Consider the following 22750-nt stretch of genomic DNA (forward strand, 5'->3'; position numbering starts at 1 on the left):
ATGGGGGAGTATGCATACTGTACCGATTCTAGGTATTTTAATGATGGTCATGATGATGTTCTTTATGAGACGTATCATAATGGGAAGGCACAATAACCATCACTATAATGATTTATCTGAAGTGATGCGTGAAATCCGTGGATTACGTCCTGATATTAAAGAACTAAAACAGCAAAGAAACAAGGAGGATTTCTGATGAAGGGATCTGATGTTTTAAATGGGCAACACCCCTATTGGGAACAGGCTTTCGGGAAGAATAAGGAAATGTTTGGGGATTCACCAAGCGAAGCCGCCGTGAGAGCTGCTGAGATATTTAAGTCTCATGGTCAAACACATATTCTAGAGTTAGGTGCAGGACAGGGGCGTGACACGTTATTCTTTGCCCGAAATGGATTTACGGTACACGCTCTTGAATATACCAAAGAAGGCGTAGATAGGATACGACAAAAAGCGTATAACCAGGGTGTATTAGACCGAATTACCGTTACACAACATGATGTACGCCAACCATTTCCGATACAAAATAACTCCTTTGATGGTTGTTATTCACATATGTTGTATTGTATGGCTTTGACGACTTCCGAACTGTCTAGCCTCAATGATCAGGTTAGAAAAGTTCTTCGTCCTAGTGGGTACAACATTTATACGGTACGTCATAAAGGGGATGCTCACTATGGGCAAGGCATTCATCGAGGAGAAGACATGTATGAAGTAGGGGGCTTTATTGTTCATTTTTTTGATAAAGCCAAAATTGAAGAGTTGACATATGGTTATCAGATTGTTGACATTCATGAATTTGAAGAGGGCGGATTGCCAAGGCGACTGTATCAGGTTACTTTAAGGAAAAACTGATCACAATCTGTTCTTGAACTTTCGGGGCCTGATGCCGAAGAAAGCTCCTTCCTCATGATTGCATAAATATCTAAACAGGGATTTTCTGGGTTATATCGTTATCAGGCAGCTTTGTTGAAGAACAACTCGGTGTTAGTCGGTGAAAAAAGGGGGAGGAATTTTGAAGATTGTTTATGCAACGGATTCGGATTATGAATACATACGAGACCGAGACCATCACATTTTGGAGAGCTTGATCTCAACAAAAATAAAGCAAAAAGAGATTTTCATACTGCGAAACGAAGACGATAGTCGCATCGGATGGTTGAGATATGGGTACTTCTGGGACAATACACCATTCTTGAACATGATTTGGGTTAACGAGCAACATCGAGGAAATGGTGTTGGGAAGCAAGTAATTCTGTTCTGGGAAAATGACATGAAACAGAAAGGTTTCGACCTCGTGATGACATCTACATTGTCGAATGAAGACGCTCAGCACTTCTATAGAAAGTTAGGGTATCGAGACGCAGGTTGTTTGTTGCTGCGGAACGAGCCGTTGGAGATACTTTTCACTAAAGCGTTGGTATAATTCACTTTCCTCTGTCGCATAAGGGAGCAAAAATTCAAATTCCCTGAGTTCCATCTGTTGTATGATGATACGGTGGCGTATACTTTCGGAATCTTGCGCAATCGGTCAGTCTAGCTCCACAAGAGATCCCGAGTTAGCTATCATTTGGGGCTTTGATTTGGACTACATTTTCGATATTTTCAATTATAGAATTACTGAGAGCACATTGAACAGAATAGTTCAATTGTTCGTTCCATAAAGGAAAGTGATAATTATGCTGGAGGGACAGTTGTCGGTACAAAAGATGTATAGGCACATTATATATTACAGTGCCTCATTAGTCATCCTTGCTGGACTCGTCTATATACAATACGCACTGCCTCCGCAAACTCGATTCAGTGTGCGTGCGGTGGTGGTTCTAGTTTCGATGGTATTTTGGATGGTCGGGTCCTCCACATATTTGTACTCATCGCAGCATTCCTCGTTGGCCTGCTTGCTCCTCAACGTCACAGCGTCAAACTTGGTGTTATTTTCACTTTTGGCCTGCCTCCATAAGTTTGGGGCACTCAATGTTACAAAGATAACAGGAGCCTTACTGTCTGCGTTCTTCGTGAACTCGGTGTCTACGATGTCGTCGCTGAAAGACCGGGTCCGGAAGGTCCTATACTTGGTGTACTGTTTGAGCGGTAGCGTACTGGGTCTAACGGCTTTTGAATGGTTGACTGGCAAATTGATTTATAAGCCGCTCACAATTGGCTATGTGTTCATCGTAGCAGACACGATCTGCATTGTAGGGATAATCGTTTATCTCTGGCTATATGAACCTAATGCTCATAGAAAGTGGCAAATATCAGTAGTGTTTTTTGGTGCACTGTTTCAATTTGCTATACTGTTAGTCATCAGTCTTGTCGGTTTCAGAATCAACAATTCTCCAATATGGTTGTTGTCGTCACTCATCCTACCCATAACAGTATTTGTAGCCATTTTCCGTGGGCGTTTCATGGACGTTGAACTTCAGCGAGGTTTCGTATATTCAATAGTAATAGTCGCACTTACTGCAACATATATTGGAATATTCTACGTTATTGCCCGAATTGGTGCACAGTCGCAAAATGTCCTACTCGTGATAGGTATATCAGTGGTCGTGGCATTGAGTTTTATCCCTGCGGTTTTCTTATCAAGAAGGTTAACCGACTTTGTAGTGTATCGAGACCTCTATGATTTCCGAGGGCTCTTGAGTAAACTAGCTGCGGATATCACGTCATTTCAAGATGCCACTGAGCTTGCTAAGATGCTCTCAATTCGTTTGACCGAATGCTTAAATCTGGATGGATGCGCCGTGGTCTCACACCTAACCACTCCTCCGACAATTCTCACGGCGATAGGAACCCTAGAAGATATAGATTTGTCGAAAGTAAACGCATATCCGCCGACGGTCACGCACATTTCCTTGATGACCGTGAAGGAGCAAAATGTCGGCGCTATTTTACTATCGTGTAAGAGAAGTAAGACTCAGTTGCGCACCATTGATCGAGATCTGCTGATGACCATTGCCCATCAAGCGGCAGTGGCATTGGTCAATTTCCAGTTGGTGGAGGACTTGAATGCTCGAATTAAACGCTTGGAAGTTTCAGAGCAGGAGCGCCGAATCTTGCATCTTCGCTTAATGCAAAGTGAAGAGCAGGAGCGTGCGCGGTTATCTCGCGAGTTGCACGACGGTGCGTTGCAGTCGCTCTTTCATCTGATTCGTCAGTGTGAAGTCAGTTCCACAGATGAACAGGAGAACCTCGTAAATAGGCTGGGTTACTCTTAAGCCCCGAAATCAGGTTGGACAACCTCTCTAAAGTATAGGAGACTAGAAGCAACAGGAGGTTGTCTATATGGAACGACGGAAATTTTCATCACAGTTCAAGCAACAGATCGTCCAGGAATGTCTGGAAACTGGTAGTCCTACTATTGTGGCAAGGAAGCACGATCTAAATGCCAATATGGTTGGTAGATGGACTCGTGAGTTTAAGAAGACAGGTATAACGCCTGGAAAATCAAAAGGTATACCAACACATGTCACTTCAGATGATTACCAACAGGTCGTTGAAGAGCGTTCAGAGTTGGCTTCTGAGAATGATAAATTACGAAAGGCATTAGCTGATCAGGCACTCGAAAATCACATTTTGCGTGACCTGTTAAAAAAAGCCAACCCTCACTCCCTCAGATGATTAGCCTTTTCTCACGAATGCTCGCTCATTCGCAGGATTTCATTAACCTAGTTATAAGATGGATTGGGAATGAGGAGATACCTCGTAAGGCAGAACCGTTCGAGCGCGTGCGGGAACAGAAGGTGCAGTGCGTTTTAACAGCATCTTCCATATAGGTCCTTTGCTGCACGCTTCTCTCCACAAGGTCCCTGGGATTCACTCTCCCAAATCTCGACGGGTCTACGCCCTTACATTCCTTCGTCCTATCTATCCAAGGTGTGGAGTCCAATCAACGTTTGCGGAACGGGTCTGCTTTGCCCTAAAGTGAGGGTTTCTTGGTACTCCGTGCTTTCTTTGTGAAATCCTGCGAATGAGCCAATCTACGTGTCGAGACCCTCAGGTTTCTTAAGCTGCTAACGTAAGTTGGGCTTTATCTAAACTGAATTCTTCCCCTTGTCTGGCCATAGCGACGAGCATTCGAGCCAGTTTACCGATTAATTTCATGATGGATTGCATCTTGGTCATCCGTTTCACTTCAATGTTGTGTGTATGCAGGGCTTGAAACGCAGAATTGTGGGACAGCAGGCGAAACACAGTGAAGTAGAGGTGCTTGCGTAGTAGCGAATTGCCTCGCTTTGTGAGCTTTATTTTCCCCTTGTATTTACCAGAACTCTTCTCAGCGAGGTTCAAACCGGCTTTTCGCAGCAACTGGTTTCCATGAGACAGCTTACTTAAATCACCGCCAAAGGCTAAAATGGCAGCCGTTGCAGGAGCAGATACCCCGACGGACAGAACGAGTTCTGAACCAGGAATCTCGGGCAGCATCTTCTTAATCATCTCGTCAGCTTCCTCAACAATCCTCTGAATTCGTTCGTACTCATCCACCAAATGTGTTAGTTCCCATTTGTCTTCCTCCAGGGCGAAAGTGTCTCCAACACTGTGTCTGGCTAACTCAAGAAGTTCAATCGCCTTACGTTTTCCACGCAAACCACCAGGTCTCGACATGTACTCTCCCCAGATTTCTATCATTCGTTCTGGAGTAAGCTGTAGCAAGTCAGACGGCGTCGAGAACCGGCGCAATGTCGCTAGGGAACGAGCACTGAAAATATCCTCAAATGCTTGTCCATACTCAGGGAAACGAATATCCAGCCAACGATGGATACGGTTTTCGATCCGTCCACGTTCGATCACCCAGTGCTCCCTGTTTGTGACGACGACTCGGATCCGCCGGAATGCTTCGTCTTTTGGGGAAAAGGAGGCGTAGTATCCACGACTGACGGCATCTGCAATGACCAGTGCATCCTTGGGGTCATTTTTGGAAGGCGAATTATCTCTGTTTTCCTTGTTTCTTTTGGTGGTCAGTGGATTCACGAGTACAACGTCGATACCTTGTTTAACAAGCCAGTTAGCAAGGTTAAACCAGTAATGTCCGGTGCTCTCCATACCTATGATGACGTCGTCCATGCCATGGGTTGTCTGTAGCTTGCGAATTGTTCGTTCCAGATACTCAAAACCGGAGCGGTCATTTGAGAATATAATAGGCTTGTTGCTGAGGACGATTCCTCTAAAGTTAATAGCTTGTGCAGCGTGTCTCTCCTTGGCGATGTCGATACCAATGACAAGGGTTGTAGTGGAAATTCGTTCCACGCGTTGATTCTGCACTTTAACCAGTCTAGACTTCATATTAACGCCTCCTACGATGGGTTATTGAGGGCTACGACCCAGTACACACTTATCGTATCGGGGCGTTATTATTTCTACAAACTCTATTTCTTAGCTTCTACAGGAATGTTTGCGGATAAAATAGCTATTGCACACAAGTGGATCACAGCCGGGTATTCAGTCACCATCGTGCTGCGCATCGTGGGGGTTTCTAGGTCCACCTATTACTATCAGCAGACACATGAACCACAGCCGAGAACGACTGCTGGAGGGCGTCCTGTAACCGAATATACCTATACACAAGATGGCAGCAAGGTAAGTGACGAGCAGGCCAAGGAATGGATTATGAATGAAATAGAAGGAGATGGTTTTGCCTATGGATATCTCAAGTTAACCTATTTATTAAAGAGAAAGTACCAGTTGGTTATCAACAAGAAAAAGGTATATCGGCTTTGCAAGGAATTGAAGATCCTTAAGCCACAACGCAAATTGAAGGAAAAGCATCCTCGGAAATTGGCTAGAAACCGAGATATCACGGGTCCGAATCAATTGTTCGAAGTGGATATTAAGTATGGCTATATTACGGGTGAAGATCGATTCTTCTTCGTGCTGTCGTATATTGATGTGTATGACAGACAAATTGTGGACTACCATATTGGGTTGCGCTGCGAGGCTACAGATGCTGCAAATACACTGAAAAGTGCGCTCTGGAAACGTGGTGTTAAGTCAAGTTTGTGGACACCCCAAAACCGAGAATGTTGTTCAATGTGCACGGATCGGCGTCGATATTGGCGGTCAGGGCTTGACATGGAGCCTCTGCGGGCATGACTTCGCGTTTTGTGCAGCCGAGCGACGCTCGCCCTCGTAAAGCCTGCCAGGCTATCATGCCCGCTTCTCCACATCAAGCCCTTCGGTATGAGCGGTTATCTCGTCCTCAACCCGTATTCGCAAAATAACACCGCTCCCATTCGTCCGGGGTATGGTATCCGATGGATGCGTGGATTCGCTTTCGGTTGAACCAGACTTCGATGTACTCAAAAATCCGCTGGATGGCCTCCGCACGCGTTTTGAATCGCTCCAGATAGATGAGTTCCCGCTTGAGAACGCTGTGAAAGGATTCCATGCAGGCATTGTCATAACAGTTTCCCTTTCGACTCATGCTTGGCACCATACCATACGCTCGTAGGCGATCTTGATACTCGTGCGACGCGTATTGGCTACCGCGATCCGAATGATGGAGCGTGACACATCCTTCTCTGCGCCGTCCTCGTCGATAGGCCTGATCAAGTGCGTCCAAGCAAAGTTCTTTCGTCATGCGTGCATCCGCACGCCATCCGACGATCTTTCGAGTATACAAGTCCTCCACGCTCGCCAGATACACCCACCCCTCGTCGGTCGGGATGTACGTGATATCGGCCATGTACACCTGACCGGGATGCTCCGTCACAAAGCGTTGGTCGAGCACGTTCTTGTGCACAGGATACGTGTGTTGCGACGCCGTGGTGGCCTTGTGCTTGCGCACCGTCCGGCTTCGGAGGCCGTGTTCTTTCATCCAACGCGCCACGGTCTTTTGAGCAATGCGTTCTCCTTCTCGACGAAGAAGTGCCGTAATCTTCGGACTGCCGTACAAGCGCCTGGACTCCACAAACAACTCGTGAATCCGTCGAATCAAGCGCTTGCGTCGCTTCGCACGTTGGCTTTCCGGGCGTTTGCACCAGGCGTAATACCCGCTCCGAGAAACCCGTAGGAGTTGGCACATCTTCTGAACCGAAAGCTCGGAGCGGTGTGCATGGATCCAAGCGAAGGCTACTTCCGGTCGTGCGTGAAGATGCGCACAGCTTTTTTTAAGATCTCGTTCTCCTCGCGCAAACGTCGGTTTTCCCGCTCCAAATCGCGTTGGGCTTGTGCATCCGGGCGCAGGTGTCCACTTCCAACAAAGGGGTGATCGGGATCCTCACGATACTTGGCGATCCACCCATACAAGCTCTTCGGGGAAATCCCGAGATCACGAGCCACTTCGCTCGCCGGTCTGTCACTCTCGAGCGCCAACTCTACTGCGTGCAGTTTAAATTCTTTGTCGTACTTCTGTGTCACAAGGGCTCACCTCGAATTCAACTTATTTTTACATTCTCGATTCGCCCTGTCCACAGTTTGATCCTAACATCAACGAAAATTATACGGGAAATCCGAGTTGCCTGTAATTCGTTCCGACAATGGGCCACAGTTTGTCAGTCACCTGTTTGAATCCACATGTGAACAACTTGGGCTGGAGCATGAGCGGATACCGCCAAAGACACCAAATATGAATGCTCATATCGAATCTTTTCACAGGATACTGGAAGATGACTGTTTTTCTCGCTTTGAATTTGAGAGTTATACACAGGCATATCGGGAAGTGGTTTCATTCATGGAATATTACAATGAAAGAAGGATGCATTCCAGCCTGCACTACTTATCGCCGGTCGAGTTTCACAAAAAGCATTGTAATACCGGATTAAAACCGAAAGAAAATGTGAAAGTCTAAGAAAACGCTAGAAAAAGAGAGCTATGTCCAACTTACGGGTGTCAATCCGAGCCCGGTTCAAGTGCATCGGATCGTCAAAAGGGCAGCCGAGCGGGCAGGCATTGACCGCAACGTGTCTAGTCATTGGCTCAGACATTCGCACGCAACGCACAGTCTTGAACGGAATGCTCCCATCCATTTAGTGATGGCAACACTGGGACATTCGAATGCAGCAACGACTTCCAAGTACCTGCACGTGCGCCCTGAGGACTCATCATCGATGTATTTGTCACTCTGACAGCCTGGAATGGGTCAGGGATATCACGAACTGTTCATGTCAATTGCGCAGTGATCGCAAGGGAGAGGGGGGACTTCTCATCCTATGGATCGGGTGGGAGTGACGCAGTTTATGAATGGTGTCGTACGCAAATGGATCGATGAAATTCATTAACCTGCATCCATGCCACTAGGCAGATTCCATTTTTATCGTAAAATGAAAGAATAACGGAATTTCAGGAGGATTCGCTGTGGCAACCGTACAAGCAGACATCGACTTTCAAAATGACCTTTTTGAGGCCGCCAATCGGATGCGAGCAAGCATCTCGCCGGCTGATTACAAACATATTGTTTTACCCCTCATCTTTTTACGGTATCTCTCACTTCGCTATGAGAAACGCAGAGCCGAAATCGAAGAGATGGTGAAGAAAGAGTGGGCCTCCGCGAGCCCAGAAGTACAACAGGAAATCCTTAATGACCCTGACCAATACATATCGCAACAGGTCTACATCATTCCAGATGATGCCAGATGGTCCTTTCTTGTGAAGAACGCCAAGGCAGCAAACATCAAGGCACTCGTCGATAACGCTATGACGTTGATTGCAGATGAGAACAAAGAATTGCAGGGCATCCTTCCACGTCGCATCTATCAGACATCCAATTTGCCGGCAGAGAACTTGACGGAACTCATCAACATCTTCTCTCGGGAGAAATTCAGTACTCAAAACCATCAGAGTGTGGATGTGCTGGGGCGTGTTTATGAATACTTCATCGGCACCTTCGCGAGTACCGAGGGGCAGCGCGGCGGAGAATTCTACACACCGTCATCCATTGTCAGTTTGCTCGTTGCGATGTTGGAGCCGATTGCGGGAACCGTCTTCGATCCCGCTTGTGGGTCAGGTGGTATGTTTATTCAATCGGAGAAGTACACGAAAAATAAACACGCTTTGTCCTTCTACGGGCAGGAAGTGATTGAGAACACGGTTCGTCTTGGCAAAATGAACGTGTTGCTTCACGGTATCAATGCGGAAATTCGCCTTGGAAACAGCCTGCTGAAAGACTCGTACAAGGGACAGCAGTTTGATTATGTCATCTCAAATCCGCCGTTCAACATGAAATTATGGGGCGCGGACAATATTCTCGATGATGATCCACGGCTCATCGGACCCATCAGCAACAGCAACGCCAACTACATGTGGATGCAACATTTTCTCTACCATCTCAAAGAGGGTGGAACGGCAGGTTTCGTCATGGCAAATGGCGCGATGTCAAGCAACACCACCAGTGACAAAGACGTTCGCCAACGATTGATTAGTGGCGGATATGTTGATTGTATCGTGCAATTGCCAGAGAAACTTTTTTTTACTACAACGATTCCATGTAGCCTGTTCTTCTTTTCTAAGAATCGAGATGGGCAGAAGGGCTTCCGAAATAGGAGAGATGAGATTCTTTTCATTGACGCCCGTCAGAAAGGTTCACTGGTAAGTCGAAAGCAAAGAGCATTGTCACAGGATGAAATTGATGAAATCGCCTCGGTTTATCACCGATACCGAACTGAGGGAGCCACGTATGAGGACATTTCTGGTTTTTGCAAAGTTGCCAAATTGGTGGATATTGAGAAAAACGATTATAAGTTGACTCCTGGTATTTACGTTGGTACTGAAGTGAATGAAGACGATGGGGGAGAACCGTTTGAAGAGAAAATCATGACTCTACAAGAACTGTTGCTCCATCAGTTTAGAGAATCTCAAGTCCTTCAAGAGAAAATTGTCCGTAACCTGGAGGAGTTATTGTGAAGAACACCTGGCAAACTCTTGAACTTCGAGACGTTGTTTCGATTCAAAGAGGGTATGACTTGCCTGAAACCAGGCGAAATCCCGGAAACGTACCAGTCATCGGCTCATCTGGTCTAACTGGCTATCATGATGTGTTTAGAGCCAAGGGACCAGGAGTTACCATTGGTCGGAGCGGTTCGTCCATAGGAGAAGTAACATACAGTCCAGTTGATTACTGGCCGCACAATGCAGTTTTGTTCGTTACAGACTTTCATGGGAATGATGAAAGGTTTATTTACTACTTTCTGAAGAACATTGACTTTTCCAGATTCAACTCAGGAAGTGCACAGCCTTCACTGAACAGGAATCACATTTATTCCTTGCAGGTGAGCGTTCCGCCACTTAACATCCAAAGACGAATTGTTGACATTGTTGGCACGTTCGATGACAAGATTGAACTGAATGATCGTATGAACGAGACGCTGGAACAGATGGCGATGGAACTATATAGACATTGGTTTGTTGATTTTGGTCCGTTCCAGGATGAAGAATTTGTAGAATCAGAACTTGGGGCGATTCCAAAAGGATGGAAGGTTTGTTCTCTCGGTGACGTTGTTGACATCAACGAGCGCAGTGTTTCCGTGTCATACGAACATTCTTTGATTGAGTACGTTGACATATCTTCTGTTGAAGTCGGTCGGCTACAGAAGACAACAACTGTCGCAATTGAGGATGCCCCAAGTCGTGCGAAGCGATTGGTAATGGACGGTGATGTAATTTGGTCAATGGTCAGACCCAATCGCAAATCATATCTTTTAGTTTATCAACCACCAGAAAACATGGTTGTTTCAACAGGTTTCGCAGTACTCAGTCCGCGCAGTATCCCATCATCCTATCTGTTTGCCCACACAACCACGGAGCAATTTGTGGACTATTTAGCGAGCAATGCCGACGGAAGCGCCTATCCTGCCGTGAGAGCCGAACATTTTTCAAAAGCAAAGGTTTTGGTGCCTCCGGAAGATGTTCTGAAGGAATTTGATGATAAAGTGGCTCCAATGTACCGAATGGTAGCAATGAATGAATCGGAAAAACGGGTACTTACCGCGACACGCGATCACTTATTGCCTGGCCTGTTGTCAGGTGAGATAGAGTTGAGTGAAGAAGAGGAGAGAGTCGAGGAGGTGGTGTAAATGGCTGATCGGTTGTACGAAACGGATTTCGAAAAGACGACAATTGACAGGTTGAAACTCCTCGGGTACGAGCATCTTTACGGACATGACCTGTATGAAGAGGGTCGTAGAGACCTGAAACAGGTCGTTCTTGAAGACCGTCTCAAACAGTTTCTCACAGGGAAGTATCCAGACGTTCCGATGGATGCTCTTGCTTCAGTTTTTAGCAATCCAGACGGGTTAACTTGGCAGCAACGTAACTTCCGTTTGCATGAGATGCTGGTCAAGGGAGTTGATTTCTCCTACGAAGTAGACGGGGAAATCCGCCAAGTCCATGCGCACCCAATTGATTGGGAGACGGCGACCAACAATGACTTCTTGGTGGTCAACCAACTTTCTATCGAGGGACGGATGTCAAGGCGACCAGACATCATCATATATGTAAACGGTATGCCTCTCGTCGTGTTCGAGTTGAAGAATCCGTACAAGGTTGATCCCACGGTCGAGGATGCGTACACCCAAATCACCAACTACACCTATGACATCTCCCAACTGTTTGACTATAACGCTTTTTGTGTGGTATCCGATGGAGCCGAAACGCTCCACGGGATGCCAGGGGCTCCGCTTGACTTCTTTGCTGCATGGAAGTCGATTGATGGGCGAACCGTGGATGATAGTGTGACCAACTCGATGCGCACGCTGATTCAAGGGCTGTTCCCGAAGGACAGACTGTTGGAATACATTCAGCATTTTATCGCGTTCCTCGTTGACGAAGCCGAGATGAAGAAGATTGGAGCAAAGTACCACCAGTTCTTCGGCGTTCGGTTTGCTGTAGATGAAGCCGTTCGTGCCACCAGACCCGATGGAGATCGCAAAATCGGGGTGATTTGGCATACCCAAGGCTCCGGTAAATCTATTTCTATCCTCTTCTTTGTCGGAATCTTGTCTCATCATGAAAAGATGGATAATCCGAGTGTGATGATTGAGGTAGACCGCGCGGATTTGGATGACCAGTTATACGATACCTTCGTGGCTGCAAAGTCCTACATTGGTCATGTCCACCAAGCCAGTTCAGCCACGCAACTTCGTGAATTGCTCAAAAACGAGAGCGGGCAAATTGTCTTCTCTACCGTCGAGAAGTTCCGTCTGAAGGATAACGAATCAGTCCATCCCGTTCTATCGACAAGGCGTAACCTTGTTGTAATCGCCGATGAAGCGCACAGGACCCAGTATGAAGACACGGGTTTTGCGGGTCACTTGAAAACTGCTTTGCCCAACGCTTCGTTTATCGGGTTCACGGGAACGCCGATCAGTTTCTCTGACCGTGACACCGAGGAAGTATTTGGGAACATCATTCACACCTACGACATGCTCCAGTCTGTGAAAGACCATTCGACGGTCCCCATCTATTATGAATCCCGCTTGATTCCCCTCGATTTAACCAACGCAAAGATTGACGAAGACTACAAAGCCATTATCGCCAATGCGGAGTCGGGCAACGAACTCGACAAGCATCGTGCGAAGTGGGCTGCACTAGAGAAAGTCGTTGGTACAAAACACCGCCTAGAAACGCTCGCCAAAGACATCTTGAAGCACTTTTCTGAGAAGGCGTCATCGCAGGATAAGGCAATGGTGGTCTGTATGAGCCGCGAAATCTGCGTGGCTTTGTATGACCAGATGAAGAAGGTCAATGGTTGCCCTGAAATTGAGATCGTGATGACAGGCGATGTCTCCAAAGACCCGAAGGCATGGCGAGAGAAGCAACCAGGGAGTGAGTACGCCCACATCAAAAACAAGGAAGAGCAGGATGAGGTCAAGGCGAAACTCAAGAACCCGAAAGACACCCTCAAAATTGTCATTGTCCGTGATATGTGGCTGACGGGCTTCGATGCGCCACCTGTATCGGTTCTTTACGTGGACAAACCGATGAAGGGTCATAACCTGATGCAAGCCATCGCACGGGTCAACCGCGTGTTTCCGAACAAACGGGGTGGGATCGTTGTGGACTACATTGGGATTGCAACGGCGCTGAAAGAGGCGACCAGGCGGTACACCGATGGCGGTGGACGAGGGAAACCCACCTTCAACATCGAGCAGGCGGTTGAAATCTTTGATTCAGCACTCGAAGAAGTGCGGAATTATCTGCCGGGTGACCTTGATGTGATTGGCTGGCGTGCGTGGACGAAAGTTGAGCAGGAGGACTGGATTGCGGAACTGGTCAACAAGTTATTGGGGCCCAAGCAGGAAGACTTCATGAATGCCCAAGCAAGGCTTGGTGCGGCACATCAACTGGTACGCCATTTGCCAGCCGTCATTGAGCGAGGGAACGAAGTGCTACTGTACGACATCCTTGCCACCCAAGTCCGAAAAATTATGGTGGGTGGTCGTGAAAAGAGAAAGAAACGGGCAGAAGTCGAGGAAGACCTGAATCGCCTTGTTCGTGAAAGCGTTCAAGCATATAAGGTACTGGATTTGTTTGAGGTCGCAGGACTCGAACGCCCTGATCTGAGTATTCTCGACGAGAAGTTCATGGCTGATCTAGAGAAGAAAAAGCATGTGGATTTGCGCCTGAAACTGCTTCAGAAGTTGCTTGAAGAGCGGATTGTGGCGGTTTTTCGACAGGATCGGGAGATGTCCAAAAGCCTCAAAGAGTTGCTCGAAAAGACGATTGCAGAGTATCACGCCCGCGTGATTCAGGCAGCCGATGTCTTACGCGCCATGATGGACATTAAGCATAAGACAGACTCGGAAGAGAAGTTCCGACAAGACTTGGGTCTGAGTGAAGAAGAAGTCGCCTTTTACAACATTGTAAGCCAGATGGGGCAAGAATCCTTCACTAACGAGTTTGTTGCCAATCTGATACATCAAGTGGTGTCGGCCATGAAGAAAAAGTTCCAACCGGACTGGACTTCACCTCACCGTGCTGACGTATTTGCCTCGGTAAGTTTGGCAGTGAAACACGTCCTGCTCAAAGAAAACATCACGGGTGAACCGCTTCGATTTTTGACCAGTGCTATTGTGGAAGAAGCCAAGCAGCAGTACAAGGATTGGCCGTTAGAGGCATAGGGGGAGAAACAGGTGCCAAGCAAAGTGCCGGTAGTATGGCCGTTGGAGGATCATACGAAAGTCAAACACATCATTCTGCGTGAGTATCTGCGTGCATGGTTCCGCATTATGGGGTTCAACGAGGAACGGCTTCTCTTCATTGACGGGTACAGCGGTCCAGGTATCTACTCCCAAGGTGAGGACGGTTCTCCGATTATTGTAATCAAAGAGGCTATGAATTATCTTCAGGAGTGTCGTAGCAAGGGTTGGAAAAAGCCACAAATCATTTGCTTATTCATTGAAGAGGACGTAGAACGCTTTGGAGTGCTTCGGGAACAGATAAACTCCATGAGAATTCCACGTTCCATTGACATCGTTCTGGAGAACTCGTCTTTTGAGAGCATTGCGACCGACATTCTTGATTTTGTTGAAAGCAACGGCACTACTATGGTTCCAACATTCGCTTTTATCGACCCTTTTGGGTACAACTTACCGTTTGAGTTGATAGAACGAATGATGAAGAATCCTAAAACAGAAGTTTTCATCAACTTCATGTATGAGTTTCTAAACAGGTTCTTTGAGCGGGAGCACCAGGAAAATGCGAAGACGAGATTGTTTGGCACCACAGAGTGGTCGGCTTTGGATTTGTCATGTGGACCAGCCGAACGAAAGCGGAAAATTCATGATTTTTATCACCTCCAACTTCAATCAAGAGCAGCCCGATATGTTAGGTCTTTTGAGATGAGGGGGTTCCGCGACACTACAAAGTATTTTCTGTTTTACGGCACCAATCACAAACTTGGACTCCAAAAGATGAAAGAAGCCATGTGGAAAGTTGATCAAAGTGGTGGTTTTTCATTTTCTGATGCAACTGACCCGAATCAGATGGTCCTCTTTGGCAACGAACCCGACTTTGCTTATCTCAGGAGGCTTATTACCAGGCGGTTTGCAGGCAAAGAGGCGTCCATAGAGGAAGTTGAGAATTATGTCTTAACCGAAACCCCATTTCTCACAACTCATATCAAGAGGCAGGTACTAAAGCCTATGGAACAAGTAGACGAAATTGTTGTTTACGGTAAACGAAGAGCAGGCACATTTCCACCAAGAACTCGGATGAAATTTGTAGAAAGTTGAGTCGGTGGTCAGCCAAGAGAGAGGTCTCGTTTGGGCATTTCATCCCACGTCTGCCCATCAATTTCTCTACCTGTCCTGTGTTTTTGAACGCCACCCCACTGTTTGAAGAAGAAGGAGACGTGGTCTGCTTGACATTTGTCACGTATTTCATAAACCCATTTTGGGTTCATTGGACGTGCTCCTGGTCCTGATTCACCGCCGACGATAATCCAATGAATGCCCTCAAGGTTTAGCGGCTCTAAAGAGCCCAGAAGGGGTTCACATGAAAGGAAGCGAACTGCTGCTGGAACTTCGCGTAGATAATCAGCACGATTTGAAACGCGCATGTCTTCAATACTAGTCCCCATCCAGATGTTTGAAGTCCATTTGAGGTCATTAGCCATTTTGGCGACCCTTTCAGGACGCTTGGTTAGAACTTGGAATGTGTGACGCTCCGTTTGATTCATTGTGCTGAACACTTTCCGAATGAACTCATCTGGGACGTCTTTGTGAAATAGGTCAGACATGCTGTTCACAAACACTCGGCGTGGTTTCTTCCAACGAAGTGGTAAATCAAGCAGGTCTTCATGAAGCGTTAATTTGAACCCGTTTTGGTAGCGTGGCTGTCCCATTGCATGAAGACGTTTTGCCATGGTCGCAGCATAGCAGTGTCTACACCCTTCGCTGACCTTTGTACACCCTGTTGTGGGATTCCAAGTCGCGTCCGTCCATTCGATGTGCGAATTGGTTACCGCCATTTACGCCACCACCTATCTACTCATGTAGTATATCATTTCTACAACTTGATGGGAACATATGTTCCCGTGTTGTTTCCTGTGAGCATTTTGAGAGTATCGAATTCCCGAACCAGATGTTTACGAAAAGCGTCCAAGTCGGGATACTCTAGGCTTAGCGGTTCAAGGTCTTCTTCACTCAATAAGACAACACCCGCTTGCTGAGCATTGACAAAATCGTTGTGAAGGAACGCTTTTGTTGATTCCAGGGATACCATCACTGGACGAATGAGCCATCCGTGCAATGCTGTTTCGAGATCATGGAGTGCCGGGAGAAATGTGCGTAGTTTCTTGTCCAGGTCGTTTGAGACTGTAACGCTGATGACGTAGACATTACTCTCGGCAGAATCAAAAGCCACAAGGTCGATCCCTGGTGTTTTGAGAATTGTCCCTCCAAAAAATACAGAGAAACCCATAGCGCTGAAAACATTCGAGACCAGGATTTCCAGTTGCTCTGAGACATTACCGCTTTTACCCCTGGTGCCAGGTTCCTGTCTTTGGGCATGCTTGGCGATTTGTTGGCCTGCGTAATCATACCAAACTCTCAGAAAATCTTGTCGAACTTGAACCGGTGTTCGCGGTTTCTCCATGGCGATGGTTGTGGACCACTCGAAAGAACGCGATTGCGGAAGCCTCCCTACCCAAACGTTCACACGATCTGGATCGTCATCAGACGGTAATGGGTATTCAAAGGATGAACAATGCCAGCCGTCCGCCTGTTGTTCATCCTGAAATGAATACGAGGGGAGTGACGCCTGCCATCTTCCCGAACTCATTCTGACCCAGAAATCGTTCTTCGACATAGGGCGGCGATATGCCAGTTTCACCTGACACTGACGCAATTCTTTATCGTAAGACGTGTTTATTCCTACACATATTGGAAAAATCATATGCAAGTACGGACGTACTCCTGGAGTTACTCTGACACCGAGGTACTCCATCATCCACTCGTCGGGCAGTTGTTCCAAGTCCCGGCACAATTCATAGACTTGCGTCTCTACATCAGAGTCTTGGTCGTTGCCTCCACCGCTGATTCTGTGAAACCGGTATTTGCTTTGAAATGTTGGTAGGTCAGTCAGGAGTGGGTTGTAGAGACCGTCTTCCAACACGCTTTGGTCAAAGTCCACCTGATGAATATCGGGGCACTCAAGGACTACGTCACCCAACGTTCCTGATTCACCGTTTGACCAGGCACTGATCAATGATAGAAACTCTTGAAAACCAACGGTTCCCTCCATAACAAGAGGAGCCGTAATCGAAGTTTGGCTGTACTCGCGACCTTTGTTTGGCGTGGCTTGAAAATTGCAGATGACGGTTTTGACGTGGTCACTATCGGGAACCTGTCGTCCGAGAATTCGAAAGGTGACGGACGGCCACATGTCATGAAATTCCCTGCATATGTGCAACAATTGATTGAACCCTTCATGTAGTTTCAGATAGGGCATAAGTATTCTCCTTGTCTTACAGAATTTGTCGAAGGCTTTGAAGAGATAGTGAACCATTCATTGGATGGAAGTCAAACTTTGAGCGTGAAGTCAACAAAATCATCATTTTGCTTAATTGGCATCAAGTAGACGGTCTGTGGAATGTGAAGTGAAAATTCTGAAAACTTACAAGACAAGAAAGTGGCATTGCACCTGACACTCATTTGCAAATCATTTTTGCTGCTTCTTCGCCATCTTCGTTGTGAAACGTAGGAGTTTGCTGAACACCACGGGGCTTTCGCTCTGCCAGGACGGAACGTCCGAATCTCGGAATCTTTTTTGTCCTTCCAGGTGCCAACTTCCGGTGGAGAGTGGCTGTCGGCATGGATGCCCCTGCCCTGCCATGAAACAGGGCAAGAGTCTTCCGTCTGGAGCCGGGGGTACGGCATCGGAGAGACCCGTTTTCACACACATCTTCCCTCATCGGGCGTGCCCAGGTCGTACTTTACCACGTGGTTTCTCACCAAGATGTGCCTGCCTGCCAAATAGTTGGCATACGGACGGGACTAGAACAGTGACGAATGAGTTGTTCTTCACTGTTCTCTGGGAAAGGAGCCGGATGGTCCTCTGACGACCGACATCTCGCTTCCGTTGGCTCCATTGTCAGTTACCTGACATACAGGGATCACAAGTCGTACTACCCAACATGAACGCACGACAAAGAATCCTCCAGCGAGTCCGTTTCTTTTACCACGTTCTCCGGCACCGTGGGTCTTCTCGATATTTCGTTGTGTGGGAACAGAACACGAGTGTGAAACAGTAGTACCTCAAGGAGTTGTGATGGTTTGGGGAAACGAACGTGATAGAAATGATGAGAGGAGATATTTCTTCCTTGCTTCTATTTCTAGTTTAGAACGTCTTCTCTACCAAAGTCAAACAAACTTTGTCCTGAAAATGATACCGAAAAACACTCAAGTTTTCTTGAAATCCTCTGCCAAGCAGTTCTAGCATTGAAGTAGATCAGAGCAACAAAACCACGATAAGGAAGGTGATTCCATGAAGAGAAAACTCAGCGGGAACACATGCACAGCATGTGGCAATCATGACCAATGGCTGGGGGAAGTTATTGAGTCGTCGAGCGTACCCACAGATGTTCCACGAAACGAACTTTTGGACTTTGAAGCCGTCATGAGGCTGTACGGACAATCACCAAGTCATCCAAGGGGAAGGGGTCCACAAGTCATCTTGCGTTTGTCAAGGACGCACAATGTCATCAAAGACTTTCACCAAGACGGAGTGCCTTGTCTTTTTTGCGATCGATGTGGGCAAGTCACACTCATTCAAGACATCACCCGAGTGCACGTTGTTTCCTGAATTCTCCTCTCCATGACTGGGAACACTTTGTTCCCATTATTTCTCCACTACAAAGATTTGTTCCAATTACTCCGCTATATTTGTCTCTCCTGTGGATACAAAGACCATACTCATTGTTCGGCGTGAGATCGCGAGAAGTTTATGGGGTTATGGGGATTTAAGCCCCAACATTTGAAGGAGTGATTGTTCATGTATCAAGTCAACGGACGAGAAGTCAAATATGATCCCAACGAGGTCATCAAATGCGATTCTTGTGGAGAGGAAATGCCACGTTTTTCTGGAGAAGTTCAGAATTACAAGGAAAAGAAGCATCCTGAAGTGTGTTTGCATTGTCAGAAAAAGCACCGTCAGTCCGCGAAGTTGGAAAGACAGAGGGCCATGCTGAAGGATGGCGGTGCTGGACCTATGAAAAACACATCCAGCAAATCGAAAACCAACTTCATTCTGGAGCCGTTTTACCGACATGAATTGAGTGCGTTGGCTTTCAAATTTGGCCAAAGTCAAACCGAGATTGTGCAGAGAGCGCTTGATGCGCTGGTTGCTCAGTTGCCGGGCAATCAACAAGAAGAGGTTCGGTACTTGATTTCGATGCGTAAATGAGGTGATGCCTCCAAAGCAGAGCCTTCTTGTTGGAGGAAAGGAAGAAAACAGGAGAATGCCGTGTTTGTATTATCTTCTTCCTCTCTCCGTTATCTTTCTTCCTCCATTGTTCCCATACTCTTCAGAGGGTACTGCGGAAGAAGGGATTTGCATCCAATGTTCTCTCGAAGATACTGCTACAATCCTTATCCTCCTCCTAACTGCCTCGTCTGACCGTCCTTTGCCTCAACTGGGGAAATCATATCGGCAAAGATGCCCTTGATGTTGTCACACCTTTTGCCTTGGATTCTCAGCGTTTTCCTTCACGATTCTCTGACTCCGACGGTGTTGACAACAATCCATTGTCCATTCGAGGCGCAATTTGTTTTGCCGGCCATATCTCTTGACCTGTTATCTCGTGTCTCTCCGCGTCTGTGATTGACACGTTCTATCTCGTTTTTTCCCATTCTTTCTCGCTGCGGACAAGTCAAAAGAACAAAAGTGCTATGCCCCCTATTGCCTCTTCATTGCCTTCGGCAAGGCAATCGCCCCCGAGGGGGCTTGGAAGAGCAAACTCCCCCGTCTGCATCCAGCATCCACCCCCTCATGGTTGAGGGGGGCAGAGCCTCAATCACACCATCATGCCGAATTTCGATATTGCCCCGTTATCGTGGAAACAAGCCAAAAAAGGACCGCTGTGGGGGATGTGGTCTCTGTTTACTCAGTCTTCCACGTTGTTTAGACGATTCCCGTCAATTGTTATTGTTCTGCTTTCTAGGGAACTGACGATTCGGACAACCTTCTCTGGCGAAACATCGTACAATGGATAGGAACCCGTCCGTTACGAGTCGATGGAAGGTGTTCGGGCTGGCCATTTGTTGAGGGCAATCAACAGGTGGCCTTTTTGATGTTCTGATGTTTTCTCCGATTGATCCAGCGCCGACAAGCGGTATGACTGATTGTGGAACGAGTTCTGCTCGTTCGGAATCGGGCGTGACCAGGCGCCACAAAGCAAAGAGACCGCCCTGGTCCGACGGTCCTTTGCCCAACATTCGCAGTGTTTTGACGGAGGTGATGCCGTCATCGTCGGTGTCTGACCTCACCGACTCACCATCTATTCTAGCGCGCACACTACCGCTGTAAACGCAGGTTGCAATCAAGATTCATGACATTGTTGGCCTTCGGAACCCCCCATTTCACTTGCCCACCTCATAACTCTCGTTGAGTAAGAAGATTGTTGATGGGTACAATGGATTCAGGATACATTTTCCTTTACGAGAGGGGACCAATCAATGACCGATAAGAACAGTCGCAGGCCCAACCGTTTGATTAATGAAAAATCACCATATCTGCTTCAACACGCATACAACCCAGTTGATTGGTTTCCATGGGGGCCAGATGCCTTCAAAAAAGCAGGGCGAGAGGGCAAACCGGTATTCTTGTCCATCGGCTATTCGTAGCCCTTCGGGGCTATGAATAGAACACCCAAAATGAGAGCCCTAGTATGTCAACATGTCATTGGTGCCACGTCATGGCACATGAATCTTTTGAAGATGAAGAAGTTGCAGCTTATCTGAATCGTTATTTCATTTCAGTAAAGGTAGATCGCGAAGAACGGCCGGATGTCGATCACGTTTATTTGTCGATCTGCCAAGCATTTACAGGTCAGGGTGGATGGCCATTAACCGTTCTTCTCACACCTGAAAAACTGCCGATTTTTGCGGGGACGTATTTTCCTAAGCGTCGCATGTTTGGTCGTATCGGATTAATGGAGTTATTGGAGCATTTTACACGATTGTGGGAAACAGATCGGAATAGGCTTGTAAAATCCGGACAGCGTATGATTCAAGCTATGGAAGAGTCGCAAAGACAGAAATCGAAAGTAGAGTATAGGCGCTGGGATTCAACGCTGTTGCATACAGTGTATGAGCAACTGGCAGATAGTTTTGACTCGCAATATGGAGGATTTGGTGATGCACCCAAATTTCCCATGCCACATCAACTCTTGTTTTTGTTAAGATATTCGCTTTTTGAAAATCAGCCAATGGCACTTCAAATGGTGGAAAAGACGTTGCAAAACATGCGAATGGGAGGAATTTTTGATCAGATTGGATTTGGTTTTTCCCGTTATTCAGTCGATGCTCGCTGGGAAATTCCCCATTTTGAAAAAATGTTATACGATAATGCCCTTCTGGCTATGGTTTATTTGGAAACCTACCAAATGACAAACAAACGTTGCTACGCAGAAGTGGCGCAAGAAATATTCGGTTATATGAAAAATTCGCTTCTTTCCCCAGAAGGTGCTTTTTATGCTGCAGAAGATGCTGATTCAGAAGGGGAAGAAGGCAAATTTTATAGTTGGGATAAAGAAGAAATTGTAAGCGTGTTGCCAGAAGAATTGGCCCAGTCGGTCATTGAGATGTTTGGCATTCGAGATATAGGGCATTTTGAAGGGAAAAATGTATTGCATGGCTTTTGGGAGCATGCTGATCTCGATATGTTCAAAAACGAACGTGATCCATATCAGATACAAAAATGGTCCCAGGATTGGCTTGAGGCTCGCCCCCTATTGCTCAAAGCGAGATCGGCCAGAACACGGCCACATCTGGATGATAAAATTCTAACCGGATGGAACGGTTTGGCGATTGCTGCATTGGCCATAGGGGCGCGTATATTGGAAGACTCTGATTTGCTTGAGATAGCCATTCAATCAGAGGCATTCCTCTGGGGAAATTTACATTTAGAGACTGGCCTGATGGCACGCTATCGAGCAGGAGAAGCTAAATATCGCGCTTATCTTACAGATTATGCAACTTATATATGGGCGCTTGTAGAACTCTATGAAGCTTCTTATGACAAACGTTATTTGGAAAAGGCTCTTACGCTTTTACACGAAGTTGTGACAGATTATTGGGACAAGTCAGGTGGAGCTTTCTTCCTTTCAGCACATGAAATTCAAGACGTTCCTGTACGAAGCAAGATTGCGGAAGATGGAGCTATACCTTCGGGAAATAGTGTACTTGCTGTACAGATGTGCCGTGTCGGGTATTTGACGGGTGATACTCAGTGGATTCAGTTAGCGGAACAATGTTTGCAAACGTTCCTGCAAGATGCTCGTGCATATCCAGAAGCGCATATCCATCTTTTATCTACAGGATTTTGGTTCAGTTTTCCTGTGAATGAGTTTGTCGTTGTCGGCTTACGTGATCATCCGGCTACTCAGGCTATGTTAGAGCCGCTTCGACATGTTTTTCTGCCCAATTCAGTGACTCTATTCTGGGATCAACGCGAAGAAAAATCGAATATATGGGATGGACTTCCTTCCTTCACTACAGTAGAAGGGAAAACTACAGGTTATCAGTGCAGTAACTTTGCTTGCCAAGCCCCCGTGACAGATATCGCGAGTTGGTTGAGTCAATTTGCCAGTCCATCCTGATTC

At 46.8% G+C, this 22750-nt stretch carries 18 protein-coding genes and 1 pseudogene; 15 read left to right on the forward strand and 4 right to left on the reverse strand.

Features of this window, described 5'->3' with window-relative positions; genetic code table 11:
- Nucleotides 1-10 precede the first annotated feature (10 nt).
- The 5 genes from FY534_RS14580 (at nucleotide 11) to FY534_RS03430 (ending at nucleotide 3618) form a co-directional block, all read left to right on the forward strand.
- On the forward strand, nucleotides 11-196 hold the full coding sequence (locus FY534_RS14580; RefSeq protein WP_072874756.1) for a hypothetical protein: 186 nt from the start codon (nucleotides 11-13) through the stop codon (nucleotides 194-196).
- Entirely contained in the window at nucleotides 196-852 is a 657-nt protein-coding gene (locus FY534_RS03415; RefSeq protein WP_203115226.1) for a class I SAM-dependent methyltransferase, read from the forward strand. The genes FY534_RS14580 and FY534_RS03415 overlap by 1 nt, the downstream gene beginning before the upstream one ends.
- Before the next feature lie 160 nt (nucleotides 853-1012).
- Nucleotides 1013-1423 (forward strand): GNAT family N-acetyltransferase, encoded by a 411-nt coding sequence (locus tag FY534_RS03420; protein ID WP_203115227.1) that lies wholly within the window; start codon nucleotides 1013-1015, stop codon nucleotides 1421-1423.
- A gap of 649 nt (nucleotides 1424-2072) precedes the next feature.
- Entirely contained in the window at nucleotides 2073-3215 is a 1143-nt protein-coding gene (locus FY534_RS03425) for a histidine kinase (RefSeq protein ID WP_238413720.1), read from the forward strand.
- A gap of 67 nt (nucleotides 3216-3282) precedes the next feature.
- Nucleotides 3283-3618: a transposase gene (locus FY534_RS03430; protein ID WP_072874689.1), complete on the forward strand. Its 336-nt coding sequence runs from the start codon at nucleotides 3283-3285 to the stop codon at nucleotides 3616-3618.
- A gap of 384 nt (nucleotides 3619-4002) precedes the next feature.
- Here FY534_RS03430 and FY534_RS03435 read toward each other — a convergent pair whose 3' ends face one another.
- Nucleotides 4003-5280: an IS110 family RNA-guided transposase gene (locus tag FY534_RS03435; RefSeq protein WP_203114238.1), complete on the reverse strand. Its 1278-nt coding sequence runs from the start codon at nucleotides 5278-5280 to the stop codon at nucleotides 4003-4005.
- Between the two features lie 24 nt (nucleotides 5281-5304).
- Between FY534_RS03435 and FY534_RS03440 the strand changes: the two genes are divergently transcribed.
- On the forward strand, nucleotides 5305-6087 hold the full coding sequence (locus FY534_RS03440) for an IS3 family transposase (RefSeq protein ID WP_238413645.1): 783 nt from the start codon (nucleotides 5305-5307) through the stop codon (nucleotides 6085-6087).
- A 106-nt stretch (nucleotides 6088-6193) separates the two neighbouring features.
- On the opposite strand, the gene FY534_RS03445 is transcribed toward FY534_RS03440, so the two are convergent.
- A protein-coding gene (locus FY534_RS03445) for an IS3 family transposase (RefSeq protein ID WP_255567365.1) occupies nucleotides 6194-7353 on the reverse strand; the annotation gives its coding sequence in 2 pieces (ribosomal slippage) (nucleotides 6194-7095 and nucleotides 7095-7353; 1161 coding nt in all).
- Between the two features lie 97 nt (nucleotides 7354-7450).
- Here FY534_RS03445 and FY534_RS03450 point away from each other — a divergent pair.
- The 6 genes from FY534_RS03450 (at nucleotide 7451) to FY534_RS03475 (ending at nucleotide 15161) form a co-directional block, all read left to right on the forward strand.
- Nucleotides 7451-7783, forward strand: a complete 333-nt coding sequence (locus FY534_RS03450) for an integrase core domain-containing protein (protein WP_203115230.1) — start codon at nucleotides 7451-7453, stop codon at nucleotides 7781-7783.
- Nucleotides 7784-7844: 61 nt separating this feature from the next.
- Nucleotides 7845-8060: a tyrosine-type recombinase/integrase gene (locus FY534_RS14980; RefSeq protein ID WP_203115231.1), complete on the forward strand. Its 216-nt coding sequence runs from the start codon at nucleotides 7845-7847 to the stop codon at nucleotides 8058-8060.
- A 229-nt stretch (nucleotides 8061-8289) separates the two neighbouring features.
- On the forward strand, nucleotides 8290-9834 hold the full coding sequence (locus FY534_RS03460; protein WP_255567413.1) for a type I restriction-modification system subunit M: 1545 nt from the start codon (nucleotides 8290-8292) through the stop codon (nucleotides 9832-9834).
- On the forward strand, nucleotides 9831-11003 hold the full coding sequence (locus tag FY534_RS03465; protein WP_203115232.1) for a restriction endonuclease subunit S: 1173 nt from the start codon (nucleotides 9831-9833) through the stop codon (nucleotides 11001-11003). The genes FY534_RS03460 and FY534_RS03465 overlap by 4 nt, the downstream gene beginning before the upstream one ends.
- Nucleotides 11004-14048, forward strand: coding sequence for a type I restriction endonuclease subunit R (locus FY534_RS03470; protein WP_203115233.1), 3045 nt, complete (start codon nucleotides 11004-11006; stop codon nucleotides 14046-14048).
- Between the two features lie 12 nt (nucleotides 14049-14060).
- On the forward strand, nucleotides 14061-15161 hold the full coding sequence (locus FY534_RS03475; protein ID WP_203115234.1) for a three-Cys-motif partner protein TcmP: 1101 nt from the start codon (nucleotides 14061-14063) through the stop codon (nucleotides 15159-15161).
- 8 nt (nucleotides 15162-15169) lie between these two features.
- Here FY534_RS03475 and FY534_RS03480 read toward each other — a convergent pair whose 3' ends face one another.
- Both FY534_RS03480 and FY534_RS03485 read right to left on the reverse strand, forming a co-directional pair.
- Nucleotides 15170-15898 (reverse strand): DUF5131 family protein, encoded by a 729-nt coding sequence (locus FY534_RS03480; RefSeq protein ID WP_203115235.1) that lies wholly within the window; start codon nucleotides 15896-15898, stop codon nucleotides 15170-15172.
- 38 nt (nucleotides 15899-15936) lie between these two features.
- Entirely contained in the window at nucleotides 15937-17379 is a 1443-nt protein-coding gene (locus FY534_RS03485; protein ID WP_203115236.1) for a hypothetical protein, read from the reverse strand.
- Nucleotides 17380-18921: 1542 nt separating this feature from the next.
- Between FY534_RS03485 and FY534_RS03490 the strand changes: the two genes are divergently transcribed.
- The 3 genes and pseudogenes from FY534_RS03490 to FY534_RS03500 all read left to right on the forward strand — a co-directional run bounded on the left by FY534_RS03490 (nucleotide 18922) and on the right by FY534_RS03500 (nucleotide 22747).
- Nucleotides 18922-19332, forward strand: coding sequence for a hypothetical protein (locus tag FY534_RS03490; protein WP_203115237.1), 411 nt, complete (start codon nucleotides 18922-18924; stop codon nucleotides 19330-19332).
- Between the two features lie 1271 nt (nucleotides 19333-20603).
- Nucleotides 20604-20768: pseudogene (locus tag FY534_RS14800) on the forward strand (DUF255 domain-containing protein); the annotation flags it as partial.
- 47 nt (nucleotides 20769-20815) lie between these two features.
- On the forward strand, nucleotides 20816-22747 hold the full coding sequence (locus tag FY534_RS03500) for a thioredoxin domain-containing protein (protein WP_203115239.1): 1932 nt from the start codon (nucleotides 20816-20818) through the stop codon (nucleotides 22745-22747).
- Nucleotides 22748-22750 lie beyond the last annotated feature (3 nt).

Origin of the sequence: Alicyclobacillus sp. TC, assembly GCF_016804365.1 — a bacterium.
GTDB lineage: Bacteria > Bacillota > Bacilli > Alicyclobacillales > Alicyclobacillaceae > Alicyclobacillus_I > Alicyclobacillus_I tolerans.